Origin of the sequence: Martinezella miluonensis (assembly GCF_900094545.1) — a bacterium.
GTDB lineage: Bacteria > Pseudomonadota > Alphaproteobacteria > Rhizobiales > Rhizobiaceae > Rhizobium > Rhizobium miluonense.
In genome coordinates, this window is sequence record NZ_FMAH01000019.1 from 57,123 (window position 1) to 71,879 (window position 14,757).

The 14,757-nt window shown below is 59.1% G+C and carries 14 protein-coding genes and 1 tRNA gene; 2 read left to right on the plus strand and 13 right to left on the minus strand.

Annotated features, from left to right (window positions below; all coding sequences use genetic code 11):
• Positions 1 to 17: 17 nt before the first annotated feature.
• From GA0061102_RS16620 to GA0061102_RS16630, 3 genes are all read right to left on the minus strand, one after another.
• Positions 18 to 1,778, minus strand: a complete 1,761-nt coding sequence (locus tag GA0061102_RS16620; RefSeq protein WP_092850954.1) for an ABC transporter permease — start codon at positions 1,776 to 1,778, stop codon at positions 18 to 20.
• 94 nt (positions 1,779 to 1,872) lie between these two features.
• On the minus strand, positions 1,873 to 2,103 hold the full coding sequence (locus tag GA0061102_RS16625) for a hypothetical protein (protein WP_092850958.1): 231 nt from the start codon (positions 2,101 to 2,103) through the stop codon (positions 1,873 to 1,875).
• Positions 2,104 to 2,752: 649 nt separating this feature from the next.
• Positions 2,753 to 2,828: transfer RNA gene (locus GA0061102_RS16630), tRNA-Ile, on the minus strand.
• Between the two features lie 165 nt (positions 2,829 to 2,993).
• Between GA0061102_RS16630 and GA0061102_RS16635 the strand changes: the two genes are divergently transcribed.
• Positions 2,994 to 3,737 (plus strand): SIMPL domain-containing protein, encoded by a 744-nt coding sequence (locus GA0061102_RS16635; RefSeq protein ID WP_092850964.1) that lies wholly within the window; start codon positions 2,994 to 2,996, stop codon positions 3,735 to 3,737.
• A gap of 225 nt (positions 3,738 to 3,962) precedes the next feature.
• Here the strand turns inward: GA0061102_RS16635 and GA0061102_RS16640 are convergent, their stop codons facing one another.
• The 4 genes from GA0061102_RS16640 to GA0061102_RS16655 form a co-directional block, all read right to left on the minus strand.
• Entirely contained in the window at positions 3,963 to 4,307 is a 345-nt protein-coding gene (locus GA0061102_RS16640) for a hypothetical protein (protein WP_092850968.1), read from the minus strand.
• Between the two features lie 256 nt (positions 4,308 to 4,563).
• Complete coding sequence (locus GA0061102_RS16645) at positions 4,564 to 4,869, minus strand: hypothetical protein (RefSeq protein ID WP_092850970.1); 306 nt, start codon at positions 4,867 to 4,869, stop codon at positions 4,564 to 4,566.
• A gap of 171 nt (positions 4,870 to 5,040) precedes the next feature.
• Positions 5,041 to 5,466, minus strand: coding sequence for a secondary thiamine-phosphate synthase enzyme YjbQ (locus GA0061102_RS16650; RefSeq protein WP_092850971.1), 426 nt, complete (start codon positions 5,464 to 5,466; stop codon positions 5,041 to 5,043).
• 81 nt (positions 5,467 to 5,547) lie between these two features.
• Positions 5,548 to 5,901, minus strand: a complete 354-nt coding sequence (locus tag GA0061102_RS16655; protein WP_092850973.1) for a DUF1428 domain-containing protein — start codon at positions 5,899 to 5,901, stop codon at positions 5,548 to 5,550.
• A gap of 144 nt (positions 5,902 to 6,045) precedes the next feature.
• On the opposite strand from GA0061102_RS16655, the gene GA0061102_RS16660 reads away from it, so the two are divergent.
• Positions 6,046 to 6,438, plus strand: coding sequence for a GNAT family N-acetyltransferase (locus tag GA0061102_RS16660; protein WP_092850978.1), 393 nt, complete (start codon positions 6,046 to 6,048; stop codon positions 6,436 to 6,438).
• 579 nt (positions 6,439 to 7,017) lie between these two features.
• On the opposite strand, the gene GA0061102_RS16665 is transcribed toward GA0061102_RS16660, so the two are convergent.
• The 6 genes from GA0061102_RS16665 to rpoD all read right to left on the minus strand — a co-directional run bounded on the left by GA0061102_RS16665 (position 7,018) and on the right by rpoD (position 14,489).
• Entirely contained in the window at positions 7,018 to 7,749 is a 732-nt protein-coding gene (locus GA0061102_RS16665) for a B3/B4 domain-containing protein (protein WP_092850980.1), read from the minus strand.
• Between the two features lie 81 nt (positions 7,750 to 7,830).
• The gene (locus GA0061102_RS16670; RefSeq protein WP_092851088.1) at positions 7,831 to 8,637 is read right to left on the minus strand and encodes an AraC family transcriptional regulator; all 807 of its coding nucleotides are present in this window, start codon (positions 8,635 to 8,637) and stop codon (positions 7,831 to 7,833) included.
• Between the two features lie 105 nt (positions 8,638 to 8,742).
• Positions 8,743 to 9,723: a DMT family transporter gene (locus GA0061102_RS16675; protein WP_092850981.1), complete on the minus strand. Its 981-nt coding sequence runs from the start codon at positions 9,721 to 9,723 to the stop codon at positions 8,743 to 8,745.
• 137 nt (positions 9,724 to 9,860) lie between these two features.
• Complete coding sequence (locus GA0061102_RS16680) at positions 9,861 to 11,198, minus strand: DUF930 domain-containing protein (RefSeq protein ID WP_245298033.1); 1,338 nt, start codon at positions 11,196 to 11,198, stop codon at positions 9,861 to 9,863.
• A gap of 329 nt (positions 11,199 to 11,527) precedes the next feature.
• Positions 11,528 to 12,328, minus strand: coding sequence for an APH(3')-II family aminoglycoside O-phosphotransferase (locus GA0061102_RS16685; protein WP_208858658.1), 801 nt, complete (start codon positions 12,326 to 12,328; stop codon positions 11,528 to 11,530).
• A 100-nt stretch (positions 12,329 to 12,428) separates the two neighbouring features.
• Positions 12,429 to 14,489, minus strand: coding sequence for an RNA polymerase sigma factor RpoD (gene rpoD / locus GA0061102_RS16690; RefSeq protein WP_092850985.1), 2,061 nt, complete (start codon positions 14,487 to 14,489; stop codon positions 12,429 to 12,431).
• Positions 14,490 to 14,757: the final 268 nt, after the last annotated feature.

Below are 14,757 nucleotides of genomic sequence, written 5' to 3' on the forward strand. Positions count from 1 at the left end.
ATTTCTCCGATCTGTGATTAATCGAGACGCAGGCGACGTTCAGCGAAGACGTAAAGCGGCCGCCAAAGCGTTCTGTTGAAAAGGGTGACGAAGATCGACATGACGACAATGCCGAGAATGACCCGCGGAAAATCGCCCGCTGCGGTCGCTTTCGCGATGTATGATCCCAGCCCAAAGGCTTCGAGCTTCGTGTCTCCCCAGCTCGCCAGCTCAGCGACGATGCTCGCATTCCAGGAGCCGCCGGAAGCCGTCAGCGCTCCCGTGACGTAGTAGGGAAATATTCCCGGCAGTATCGCACGGCGCCACCAGGTCCACGAACGGAGCCTGTAGACCGCGGATGCCTCCCGCAGATCGGTGGGGAAAGCGCTTGCCCCAGCAATCACGTTGAAAAGGATGTACCACTGCGTACCCAGCACCATCAGCGGCGATAGCCAGATGCTGGGGCTAGCACCTGTGGCGACGATCGCAATCACCGCAACCGGAAAGAGCACGTTCGCCGGGAATGCTGCGAGAAACTGTGCAATCGGCTGAACCCGCTCCGCGACAGCCGGCCTGAGACCGATCCAGACACCGAGCGGGACCCAGATCAAGCTCGCGACCGCAATCAGAACCACCACGCGGACAAGGGTGACGAAGCCGCCGGCAAAGGCGATCCGGACATCGGCCCACGACAGCGTCTGGCCGAGATAGGATGCGATGTCCCAAATGCTCCAGGCGCCGATAGCGGCGATCAGGGAGAACCAGCAGAAATCGATAAGCCCGCTGACAACATTCTGTTCGCCCTGGCTCTTCGCAACCGCCCTCGGCGCAGACGGCAGCCGTAGCAGAAACAATCCGTTCCATACCGCGGCAAACGGCGCGGTCACATGCTTCAAAAGACGCGTGCGACGGATCAGCGAATAGACCCAGGAACGCGGCTTCTGCTGGCCGGCGGTCTGCTCGAAGCGGAACTTGTCTGCCCAGGCGACGATGGGGCGGAAGAGCAGTTGATCGTAGAGCAGGATCACGATTGCCATCGCGAGCACGGCCCAGCCGACGGAAACGAAATCCTGTTTGTCGATGGCAAGCGCCAGCCAGGAGCCAAGGCCGGGAAGCTGCACTGTCGTATCGCCAACCGTGATCGCCTCCGAAGCAACGACGAAGAACCAGCCGCCCGACATCGACATCATCGTATTCCAGACGAGACCAGGCGCCGCAAAGGGTGCCTCCAGTCTCCAGAAGCGCTGCCAGGCGGACAGGCGGAACCCACGGCTCACTTCATCGAGATCGCGCGGCACCGTCCGCAGCGACTGATAGAAGGAAAAGGCCATGTTCCATGCCTGGCTGGTAAAGATCGCAAAGATCGAAGCACACTCGGCGCCCATCTGGCTTCCGGGAAACAGGCCCATGAAAAAAGTAACGGTGAACGTGAGGAAGCCGAGCACCGGCACCGACTGCAGGATATCGAGAGCCGGAATGATGATTTTTTCGGCGCGCCGGCTCTTCGCGGCAAGCGTTGCAACCACGAAAGTGAAGATGAGCGAGGCAACGATCGCTGCCATCATGCGCAACGTCGTGCGCAACGCATATTCAGGCAGATAGGCGGGATCGAGCGAGGTCGGCGCAGTGGAGAGGCTCGATAGCGGCGCCCGCATCTCGCCCACCCCGTGAAGAGTGAGATAGGCTGCGGCAGCGATGAAAGCGAAGGCGGCGAGATCGTAGCCATTCGGCAGGATGCGTGCACCGGCCAACGCGGCAACGGCACTGCGCTCGCGTCGATCATTGGCAAGGAAAACCATGTATAACCCCTTGAAAACAGGATGTTACCAATAGCGCGCATCCGCATTGCGCTGCATTTGCAACGCAGCGGAAGCACTTGTTTGAAGAAATGGATTAGGCCGCTCGACGACTGCCATCCTCATCGGAGATGGCATTGCCTTCGGTCGTCCAAAAGCACTCCTGCTTCCCAGTTTGGGGATTGGTGTGCCAGACGGCAATCAGGCGCGGACGTTGAAAGGGCGCGGTCCGAGCGGGCGACGGCGAAAAAGCTGGAGCACTGAGGACAGGTGCGGCGGAAAGCTTGGTTGCGAATGTGCGTTCGCGGAAAGGAATGATGTTGTTCATGGCTCACCTCCATGGTCTGCTCGTCGGCAGATCCGTGGGCGAGCCGAACAGGACAGGCTATGCCATACCGTCGGTCGCCCGGCGTTTGCCGGAAGCGGTCCAGGTTGTTGCGATAACCATCCGGACGTGGCGCGACGCCACAGCCGGACAGCGACTAGGGTAGCTGTCCATTTGCTTCTTGATCTGTTGTTTCGTTAGCCGCTGCACCATGTTGCGCAGGCAGGGCCGTCTTGTCACACCCCTCCTGGAGCGTCAATCAAGCGATGGTGCCGTGCAACTATACCAAGGTATAGGCCTTGAAATTTCGCAGCCATCGAGCTTTGCCATTCGCGGCAAAAACCATGACTTTAAAATGACTTAGGATGCTGACGGAGCTTCGGGTTCGTCAACCCTGCTGCATCGGTTTTATCGAGAATTCCCGGCGCCCCTACGGCTCCTGCATTCTGTCCATGAAGAAGGCAGCCATCCTTCGCAACCCACAACATGCCGATCTCCGATTCAAGCTGCCAGGGTCCACGAAACCAATCCCGATTTCGATGGCGACCGATGGCTGTCCCTTATCCCCGTCAAGCAGCAGTGGCATAAGGATCCCTATCGCGAAGGTTAAAAAGGGCGGGATTCTGAGGACGGTTGTCCCAGAGAATATAAATGGTGGGCCCGGAGGGACTCGAACCCCCAACCAAGCGGTTATGAGCCGCCGGCTCTAACCATTGAGCTACAGGCCCGGCACGAGAACAGGGTTCCCGCGCTCGCGGCTCCGAAGCAATGGTTCCCCGGAAGCCGACTTGGCTCTAACCCAATTTCTCTTTTCGGACAAGGGACTGCCGTAATACCTTCACAATCAATCAGCAAAAGCGAAACTCAAGGGATTATCAACCAAGGAACGAACGATGCTACGGACGAAAACCAGAGATTTTGTTCTTGCCGCTCTTGTCAGCGCCACTTTCTTCATGCCCGCGGCTGCTGCCTTTGCCGAAGATGCCAAACCGCGCGAAGCGGTTATCACGGTCACCGGCGAGGGACATGCGGCCATCGCACCTGATATGGCGGTGGTAACGCTTGCGGTCGTCCAGCAAGCAAAGACGGCGCAGGAAGCGCTCGATCAGAACAACAAGGCTATGGGTGCTGTCTTGGCGACGCTGAAAGATGGCGGCATCGCCGAGCGCGACCTGCAGACCTCGGGTTTCTCCGTCCAGCCGCAATATACCTATCCGAATGAAAAGGATGGTCACACCCAGCCGCCAGTCCTGACAGGCTATCAGGTGACGAACGGCCTGACCGTTCGGGTGCGTGATCTCTCCAAGCTCGGCGGATTGCTCGACCAGGCGATCAAGCTCGGCATCAACCAGGGCGGCGATATCCAGTTCACCAATGACAAGCCGAACGCCGTTCTTGAAGAGGCCCGCAAGAAGGCGGTCGCCGATGCGGCGGCAAAGGCGAAGACCTTGACCGATGCCGCCGGCGTCAAGCTCGGCCGCGTCATCGCAATCCATGAAGGCGGCATTGCTGCTCCGCCGCAGCCCTATATGCGCGCCATGGCTGCCGCAGCCCCGATGGACAAGGCCGTTGCGGTCGCCACCGGCGAAAACGAATACAACGCGTCGGTGAGCATCACCTACGCAATCCAGCAGTAACTAAAGCAATTCCAGGAAAAGTGCGCAGCGGTTTTCCGTCCGGAATTGCGTAAAAACGATAAGCTGGAGCGGTTCTCAGATTCCGTAAGGAAATGAACCGCTCTAAAACAAAACCGCCCTTCGCTCAGATCCATCGAGGTCGAGCAAAGGGCGGTTCCGCGGCCCCCGCCAATAAGGCGAAAAGGTCAGAAAATGAAGAACGGGCGCGCTTGGCGCCCGTTGTGTTTATCGGCGACCGAGCATCGGGCAGCCGCGAACATTGGCAAACATCATCGTATCGGGACCGCGGCGACCGAAGCCGTCGACGACGACACGACGCGGCGTTACATCCACGACACGGGCGCGGCGCAGGCCATAGCTGCGGGCGACATCCAGAGCCTCACGCGGATCGCAGCCACGGCGACGATCGAAACGCGGCGGCGGGTTGTCGTAATCCGGCGGTGGCGGCCGATGACGGCCCGGACCGACATAGATGTCCAAGTTCTGTGCGGAAGCGAAATCCGCCGTGCCGGTCAGCGCAGTAACTGCGATGGCGATGGCAACCCCCAACTTAGCCAGCAATTGTTTCATTCTGTTCTCCATAGTGCAAAAAGGCTCCTCCCTCTTGCCAGCAACATATGCCGAGCGAGTGCCCATGAGGTAAAGGCGCGATACTGAACACGCTCAGAATCGGCCATTCATCCATTACTCACGTACAATGAACGCTAAAGGTATACCAGACGTCCGATGATAGCACAGCTTGGTAAAATAAGGCCGCCTCGCTTGCCGAGGCGGCTTTGGATCTATCGAATAGATGTGGAAAACCTGGGCAATCCAGTCACCGCTATCAGCGGCGGATGAGCGGGCAACCCCGTACGTTGGCGAAAACGATCCGATCCGGACCGCGACGGCCGAAACCTTCGACAACGACACGGCGCGGCGTGATATTGTCGATGCGAGCGCGGCGCATGCCCATGTCGCGCGCCTTCTGAACGGCGAGAACCGGCGAGCACGAGCGGCCGCGATAGTGATCGTATCGTGCCTGCTGGATGCCAGGATGAAAATCATTGGCCGATGCCGTGACACCAGTCGCAGAAACGGCGCCGAGCGCGATGAGTGCGGCAATACCTGCTTTGGCGAAAAGATTGGTCATGGGTGTTTCTCCTTCGAATCCTTGCTGCGGATTGTTGCCATCCCGATATCCGGCTCGAGGCCTTTGGGATTGAGGACACGTTATGTTGGTCAAGCTGAACCGAACGCGAATTGGCCATTCAGATTGTATTCATGGCGGTTAACGATCGGTAAACGGCAGAGTTGCAGCAAATCAGGTGGAGAGATGCAGCACGATTTCGCGCCGATGCGGCCGGTCGCGGTGCTCGAAGAGATAGATGCCCTGCCATGTGCCGAGCACCAGGCGACCGGCCATGACAGGAATACCGATCGAGACTTGCGTCAATGCCGCCTTGATATGTGCCGGCATGTCGTCCGGCCCCTCCGTCGTGTGCACGATCCAGCGCATCGACGGGTCGGAAGACGGCGGCACCAGCCGGCGGAAGAACGCATTGAGGTCGGTCTTCACATCGGGATCCGCATTTTCCTGAATGAGCAGCGAACAGGATGTGTGGCGCACGAAAACGGTCAAAAGCCCCTCGCCGCCACCGGCCGCAGTCCGCGTGAATTGCGCCGCCTGATCGGTGAACTCGTAAAGCCCCTGACCACGAGTGGCCAGCGTGATGACAGTTTGCGGCATGGCTTTTCCCGACAATAGCGATGGCGATCCGCATGACCTCGGGCGCAACGGCCGCATTGTCAAGGCCGCGCAGCCTGGCGCCTATGCTTCGACAATAATGCGGAAGCCGCCATAGATCATGCGCTTGCCATCGAAGGGCATGTTCTGCATCTCGTCCTTGAGGCGGGGATCGGCCATGACTTTTTCCAGGATCTCGTCCCGGCTCTGCCGAGACTCATAGATGATCCAGGAGAAAACCACGACCTCATCTTCCGTTGCCTGCACAGCCCGTGGGAAAGACGTCAGTTCGCCATAGGGAACGTCGTCTCCAATCGCCTCGACATAGCTGAGCGCGCCATACTCCCTCCAGACCTTCCCGGCCTTGTTCGCCAGCGTTTTGTAAGCCTCGATCTTGTCTTTCGGCACGGCGACAATAAAACCATCGACATAGGACATTTCCATCTCCTTTGCTCTATGTTCGCGTCCGAAGGACGATCGACCGCGACAATATCCGACATAGAGCACGCGCTTTCTTTGGCTACCTGGCGTTTGCCCGGGCGCGCGACGGAAGCAGCGATGCAGCCTGCCGGGAGGATACGCATGCAGATTGAGTACAGGGATGACCCAAATCCCGGAAACGAGGCTCTCAACGCACTCTGGGCGAATGCATGGGATACCCGCTCCGCCCGCGATTTTTCACCGGTCCTGTCGCGAAGCCTCGCCCATGTCGGCGCATTTTCAGGCACGCGGATGATAGGTTTTGTGAATGTCGCCTGGGATGGCGGCATTCACGCCTTCATCCTCGATACCTGCGTGGATCCCGAATTTCGAAGGCAGGGCATCGCGACCGGCCTGATCGAAAGGGCGAAGATCCTGGCTCGCGACCGGGGCGCGGAATGGCTACATGTCGACTTCGAACCGCATCTTACCCATTTCTATCGACAGGCCGGCTTCGCCCCCACCGAAGCAGGGCTGATAAGGTTGCGCGATTGAGGTCGCCAAATAGTCTTTCCGGAGCATCAGGCTAGTGCGCGGACTTGCGAGAGCAGCCAGTTGCGAAACAGCGCGGCCGATGGATTTAGCAGCGCGTTTGGCGGATAGAGCAGAATGCCTGCAGTACGGAGAGAGGAGGAAGCGGCCGTTTTCTCATGAAAATCCCGCATGATTGATTGCCGGAACCTTCATTATATACCGCCAGCTTTGAGGCGCATCTGTCTATCTTGCGAGATTGTGAGGCTCACGATAGATGCAAGATGCTCATGAATTTAGCTGGGTACGATGGGTTGCGGAGTGCTTGGGCTCGACCAATCCGCTGGCGAGATCATGCAAGAATGCCGCCGATAAAGACGAATGGAAAACGCGATACACTGCATGCGGCAAGCCCGCATTTACTGCGGGAAGTCGGATTGATAGTGGCGCTACAGATCGGCCGGAGTGACCGAGCACATCCAGCCCGCTTAAATTCTGCGAACCTCGATGGGTCTCTTTGCCTTTCGGTTTGAGCGCTTGGAGGCAGGCTTTTCACACAGCGAACATTCCGCCACCCTTAGCGTCGCCCCGAGACGCCGGCTGTCACCCTCGATGCTGTCTCGCTTGGACATTTTCATCAGCAGAGAGATCAAATCGCGGCGATGAGGGACTGAGAATCCCTCGTCTGCTCTCCGACGACCAGACAGCCGCCAGCTCAGCCGCAATCGCATCGATCAGACGCGGCACATCGCTGCTTGCCGAGCCATGCAGCGCTTCGGCCACGATCAAAACGGATCGCGTATCCTCGCGCACCGCGGAAAGACCGCTTTGCCGGTTGGTCCAGCGTCGGGCATGAGCTTGTCCGGCCGTATCGGCGAAGATGACCTCACGGGGTTCCGGGTGCTCTGTCTCGCCGGAAAAGGTCAGATAGGACTCGCTGCCGTGGGCGTGGCGGACCTCAAGATCGCCCGAGACCTTTTGAAGGTCGAAAACGGCGACGGGAATGGCGAAGGCGATGGAGATGGCATTGCAGAGATCGACGAGGGGATGCAGCCGCGGCAGCGATCCCTCCTGGCGAAAGCGACGCAGCAAAGCCTCCGAAGCGCAGCGATATTGCGTGGGCTTCATTCCCATTTTCGAAAACGCGCGCCGCCAGGCCTGAATTTCCGGCATTTCACTCTCGGAGCCTTGCTCTAGCCGCTCAGCAGCGATTGCATGATAATGGGCCACGCGATCCGTGACGGCGACATCGGCGGTGATTCCTTCGGCGAACAATACGCCGGGAACCAGCTCCGGAAACTCGCCCCACATCTCGTTCGAATGACGGAAATACATAACTTCTCCTTCTGCAGTCTCGCTTGGCGTTGCAGAAAACCTCGTCATCGTCGCGCGGTCTTGAATGAAATTGCAGAGGTGTCAGCAAGCGGCCGCATAGGCGCCCGGCGAGAGGCCGAAATTGCGCACGAAAAGCCGCGTCATGTGGCTTTGATCGGCAAAGCCACAGGCAAAGGCCGCTTCCGCCAGTGGCGTGCCGACCGCGATCAACCGCCGCGCTTCCTGGATGCGGCGTTGCAGCAGATAAGCATGTGGTGTAAGCCCCGTCGCCTTGCTGAATGCGCGCAGGAACTGGAAATGGCTTAGCCCACACACGCTGGCGAGTTCAGCAAGAGTGAAAGGCGCTGCAGGATCATCGTCAATCAATTCGCGGGCGCGACCGATGGCTGCGGGAACGGTGATATCGCGCGAACTCTGCGCTCCCTCGCTCATCACGGCGGCAACAAGGGACAACAGCAGACCATCCCGCAACAATGTATCCTGCGGCGCGGATTTGCCGACCAGAAGCGAAAACAGAGCCCTGAACTTCGCAACCAGTTCGCCATTGCGAATGACGGGTGACGGAAATTCGACCTCGCCCATCCTCCCCTCGCCGATGTCCTTCAGGAGATCGGCAATAACAAGCGGATCGAAATAAAGCATCGACCAGGCCCGGCTTTCGCCAACGGGCATGCCGTCATGCACCTCGTTTGGATTGACGCTGATCACATCGCCGGCCTCGGCCTGCACCACCCCGCGCCCGCTGAGCGAAGCCTGGGCGCCGGCCTCGATGAGGCCTATGCCGAATTGATCATGCGTGTGTTTGGGAAAGCTGTGGCCCGTTTCCGCCTTAACGGCTTCGATGCCGGCCAGCGGAGTGCGGAATATCCTGAATTGGCCGGACCTCATCCGTATCGCTTCCCCAACGAGATAGCATCCCTTCTCGGGGATGCCGGTAAAGCTTAGCGCGGCGCCGTTATGGCTGGCAATCTCAATCATCCGCGACCAGACCCATTACCTTTCCGGCGTTGCGGGCTCATCCTCCTGCGCTGTCGCCAAGGCCGCCTGCGTATTGCCGGCGACCGCCGCCGGCAGCGGCGTGCCGCGCTTGCGCTCCCGCGCCAGCGTCAGCAGACCGGAAAAGATGATGAGGACGATGCCGAAAGCCATGGGCATATCGATGCTATCGTTGAACAGCAGATAGCCGAAAACGATCGCCCAGAGCATTTGGCTGTACTGCGGCGGCGCAACCAGATTGGCCGGCGCCATATGCGCCGCATTCATCAGCAGCACGTTGCCAAGCGCGCCCAGCAGGCCGTAGCTCGCGAGAAAGATCCATTGCGTCGCGGTCGGCGCCATGACTTCCGAAAGCATGAGAAAGCCGCTGACAACCAGCGTGCCGAACAGGCCCGCGCCATAGAGCGAGATGCGTTTTTCCTTCGACCCCAGCGCGCGGTTGATGACGATCGAAATCGCGGCGGCAAGGCCACCTATCGCTGCACAGAAATGACCGATCGAAAGCTCGCGAAAGCCTGGACGAAGGACGATCAGCACGCCGACGAAACCGAGAATGACCGCCGTCCAGCGCTGCCAGCGCACATCTTCCTTGAGAAAGATCACCGAGAGGATCGTCACGAAGGACGGCAGCAGGAACAGCAGCGCAAAGGCTTCCGCCATCGGCAGCTTGGTGAAGGCGATGACGGAGCAGATCGCGCCGGTCGCGCCGCAGATGAAGCGCAGCAGCCATAAGGGGCGGTTCGATGTCTTCACCACATCGAGCCAGCCGTCCTCACGCCTCTTCAGGAACGGCACAGCGGCAAAGCCGAACAACGCGCCGATGAAGGCGACCTGATAGGAAGGAACCACGCCATGCAGGATCTTGATCGAGGCATCGCTGAAGGCAAAGACGGCATAGGCGGAAAATGCCACAAGGACGCCACGCAAGGCAGAGCGGCCGGCGGCCGCAGAACTGGAATCGGCTGTAATCGAGGACATCGGAATCGTAGAAAAATGCGACGGGAGGACACTGAATCAGTGAGATGCAGGCAATTGTATGATGAAATAGGCTGAATTTCGATTGGGCTGAAAATAAACTATTGTTTCAGGCGAGTGCTCGCGGCGACCGCCGAGCTTCAATTTCCAGCGAAGCCCAATTTCTCCAGCTGGCTCGGGGAAACATGTCCCCTGAGCGTGTAAGAGAATGCAACGACCTTCAGTGCATCACTATCTACTTCACAAGTTAGTGCCACTCTCTGAAAGCCTTTGGGAGTATCTATGACAACACCGTCGCCAACTAAGCTAGTGTCAGAAATCATGGCCGGCGATAGCGCAGAGTTTGCGAAGCTTGTAGCCCTCAGGTCGTAACCGAATTGCAGCTTCTCCTCGGACCGGCAGAGATAAAGCACTCGCTGCCGCCGCGGCATCTTCTTCCAAGCATCGTAATCACTCTTCGAAAGACGTGCCATCTCCGCACCAGAATAGAGCTTCTTGGCCTGAATGGCCCTTTTCAGCGCAACCGATTTCGGCGGTTGCGGCTCGGTGACCAATGCTGCGCCGCCGGTCGAACTGCCTTGACTGCTCGAAGCGGACTGGCTCTGAGAGCTTTGTTGCGCGGGCGAAGGCTTTACGGCCGGAACGACAATCTGCGGCGCCACGTTCGCCTCATCCTTGGCCTGCTCGGCAAGCGGCTGCTGCTGCAGATCGGCTGTCGGAGCCTGTGCTGCCTGTTGCGCCTGCGGACTGTTTGGATCAGTCGATGGGGCCTGCGGTTGCTGCACCTGTGAATCCGAAGGCTCATTGGTCGCCAAGACATCGGGTGCGGTGGAGAAGGCTTTGGCGGTGGGGTCGCTTGCAGGCTTGGCCGCTTTTGCTTGCTGGTCCTTGACGTCAGCCTGCTGCTGCGCCGCCTGCGCCTGCTGCGCTTGGGTGGCCTGGGCTTTTGCAGCAGCGTCCACCGCGGCCTTTGCCTCCGCCTGTTGCTCTGCCGAATTGTCGTTCGGCTGTTCCGAAGCCTTGGTCTGTTGCGTGGTGTTTGCGTCCTTCTGATCGCCCTTCATATCCGGAAGGGGCGTCTCCGTGGCGGAGGGTTGCTGCTCCGCCTTCTCAACGGGCTTGGCGGAGCCTGCGTCGTCAGCTTTGGGAGCTGGCTTCTCCGCCTGCTCTACCGGCTTATCGGCTTTGGCCTCCGCAGATTTGGATGCGGGCTTTTCTGCCTGCTCCTTCCCCTGAGGATCAGATTGCTTCGGCGGCTGCTCGTCCGATTTCTTTCCCCGAGGCTGCTGCGGGTCGTCCTTCGCTTCGGCCGTCTGCTGCGCCGGTTTGTCGTCAGGCTTTTGCGTTGGCTTCGGAGGCTGGTCGGGCTTCTCGTTCGCCTTCGTCGCAAGCTCCTGTTTTTCCTCCGGCTGCGGCACCAACTCGACATTGACACTTTGCTCGGGCTTCGCCTGCGGCGGTGCCGGCAGCAGCGGCAACAGGAAAATGGCGGCAAACAGGACATGCAGAAGGATCGACAGGACAAAGCCCGGCCGCATCTCCCTATCCCGTTTTTCCGCAACCTTTTCCATCGTTCAGCGGATGGCTCGCGAAGAGAAAGCAATCAAGAAGGCATAGCGCATCGATTCATTCGATCCTTAGCGGCAAACAGATCAGCGGACTTTCAGGTCACCGACATATGGTATCCGACAACATGCCAGGAAAGGGGCAGCTGTCGAAATCGAACTTGTCAGGCCGCGGAACGATCCGCAATGGCGCAAAAACAAACCTGCGTGATCGCATGGCGCGAAAACGAGTGCATCCACCATTAGAAGAACTCGTCCAATAGCTGATAATAACCTATCTTCTCTGCCTGCGGCTCAAAATCGCCATAGGCACTTAGAAACTCGGCAAGCAGATCGCTGCCGAAATTGCGTTCGATACTGCTGCAGGCGAGCGCAATATCCTGATGACGATCGGCAATTCCGAGGCGACCGCAATCGATATAACCGCTGAAGCCCGCGCCATCGGCGATGAAATTCGGAAGGCAGGCATCGCCATGGGTGACGACGAGATCGTCCGTCACAGGCCTTTTCTCCTCGAGTTCGCCGAAAAGATCCTGCCCCGACCGTCCCAACCGGGTCTCATCGAAATCATCCTCATCGACGCAGCCGGCAAGCAGGCGCGCCCTTGCCTCGCCAATTCTGTTCGCCAATCGATGATCGAAAGGGCACGCAGCGATGTCGATCGCGTGCAAACGTCGCAACGCATGCGCCAGAAGACGGACACGTTCGGCCGGCGATATCAGCTCCGCGCTGACGAGATCGCTGCCGGGAAGCGCGCTCATCAAAAGCCATTCGCGCTCGTCGTCCCTCTCATGAGCAATGATTTCCGGACAGGCAAAACCCTGAGAATTCAACCATCGCAGCCTCGCAACCTCGCCGGCCAGCTCGCCCAAAGGGTCCACAAGCTCGGTCTTGAGATAGACCGGCGCGCGTCCATCAGCCTCAAGCCGGAAAACGTGCGCCGAGGAACGCCCGAGCGCATCCTGCCGCCATTCATAACCGGCCAGCATATCGCGCAGCCGGCCGAGGATGGCGATTTCCATGAATTGCGGCTTGCTTGCCATGATCCAACCCTGCTGTCGATATCTGTCAACGAAAAGCCCGGCTCGCTTTCGCGAACCGGGCCTTGTCTCTTATACGGCCGATAGCGACTTGCGCCAGGCCTCAGCTGTCGAGGAAGCTTCTGAGCTTGCGGCTGCGGCTCGGATGCTTGAGCTTGCGCAGCGCCTTGGCCTCGATCTGACGGATACGTTCGCGCGTAACCGAGAACTGCTGGCCGACTTCTTCGAGCGTATGGTCGGTGTTCATGCCGATGCCGAAGCGCATGCGCAGCACGCGCTCTTCGCGCGGCGTCAGCGACGCCAGAACGCGCGTCGTCGTTTCGCGCAGATTCGCCTGGATGGCGGCGTCGATCGGCAGAAGCGCGTTCTTGTCCTCGATGAAATCGCCGAGGTGCGAATCCTCTTCGTCACCGACAGGCGTTTCGAGCGAGATCGGCTCCTTGGCGATCTTCAGCACCTTGCGCACTTTTTCGAGCGGCATGGCAAGCTTTTCAGCCAGTTCTTCCGGCGTCGGCTCGCGGCCGATCTCGTGCAGCATCTGGCGCGAGGTACGGACGATCTTGTTGATCGTTTCGATCATGTGCACCGGAATGCGGATCGTGCGCGCCTGGTCGGCGATCGACCGGGTGATCGCCTGACGAATCCACCAGGTGGCGTAGGTCGAGAACTTGTAACCACGGCGATATTCGAACTTATCGACCGCCTTCATCAGGCCGATATTGCCTTCCTGAATGAGGTCGAGGAACTGCAGGCCGCGGTTGGTGTACTTCTTGGCGATGGAGATGACGAGGCGCAGGTTGGCTTCGACCATTTCCTTCTTGGCAATACGCGCTTCGCGCTCGCCCTTCTGAACCATGTGAACGATGCGGCGGAATTCCGAGATGGAAATGCCGGTTTCGGTCGCAAGGTTCTGGATTTCCTGGCGGATGTCGCGGATCGTCGTGTTTTCGCTCTTGGCGAATTCCTTCCAGCCGCGAGCGGCCAGATTGCCGATCGACTTCATCCAGTTCGGATCGAGTTCGGCACCTTGATACTGCTCAAGGAAGCTGTCGCGCTTGACGCCATAGGATTCGGCAAGGCGCAACAGGCGGCCCTCGTTCTGCACGAGACGCTTGTTGATGTCGTAGAGCTGCTCGACGAGAGCGTCGATGCGGTTCTGGTTCAGCGACAGAGACTTGACCGACTTGACCAGCTCATCCTTCAGCTCCTTGTAGCGGCGCTCCTGCGCCGACGACAGCGTGCCGGAAGCCGACAGACGCTGCTCGACCTGCTGGTCCTGCAGCTTGCGCAGCTTCTTGTAGGTTTCGGCGATGGTGTCGAGCGTCGTCATCACCTGCGGGCGAAGCTCGGCTTCCATGGCTGCCAGGGAGAGGCTGGATTCGTCTTCGTCCTCTTCCTCTTCCTCGATCGGCAGGCCCTCGCCGCCGACATTGGTGATGTCGTCGTCGGAGCCGCCACCGCGGCCGCGACGGGCCTTTTCCTTTTCCTCGGCAGCCTTGCGGTCGGCCTCGATCTTCTCGGGACTCTGGAACTGCGGGGCAGCCTTGGCTTCAGGGCCGGAATAGGTGGTTTCGAGGTCGATGATCTCGCGCAGCAGTGTGGTGCCTTCGTTGAGTTCGTCGCGCCAGATAATCAGCGCCTGGAACGTCAACGGGCTCTCACAGAGGCCACCGATCATGGTCTCGCGACCAGCCTCGATGCGCTTGGCAATCGCGATTTCGCCTTCGCGCGACAGAAGCTCGACGGAGCCCATTTCGCGCAGATACATGCGCACCGGGTCGTCCGTACGGTCGGTCGGCTCTTTCTTCTTGGCGGTCGCCAGAGCGGAACCCGTCGAAGGAGCGAGTTCGCCGCCTTCGCTCTCATCGTCGCCGCCGGCATCATCATCGTCGTTCGAGGCAGCACCGGCCTCTTCGACATCCTCATCCTCGATGACGTTGATGCCCATGTCCGAAAGCATGGCCATCGTGTCTTCGATCTGCTCGGATGTCACTTCTTCGGACGGAAGAACGGCGTTGAGCTCGTCCATCGTCACATAGCCGCGCTTCTTCGCGGCCTTGATCATCTTCTTGACCGCGTCATCGGAAAGATCGAGAAGCGGGCCGTCGGAGGTGCCGTCGCGTTCGACTTCAGCTTCTTCGTTCTCTTTGACCTTTGTTGCCATCTCTATATCGTCGCTTTCCCTGACGCTGCAAACTTACATGCGGTAGAACATTTCAATCGAGCCGGCGCGCCCTGCGCCAGCCACGACTCACCGACAAACACCTACGGAATGATCTTTAATGCCCGATTAACCACGATCGCCGCTACCGGAGTGCAAAGCTGGATTGCGTCTAGGTTTCCGGCCATGGTATCAGGTGATCCGCTCGATCCAGTCTTACCGTTCTTTCCGAAGTCAAACGGTGATTCCCAGAATTTTAGTCCTCGTCAAG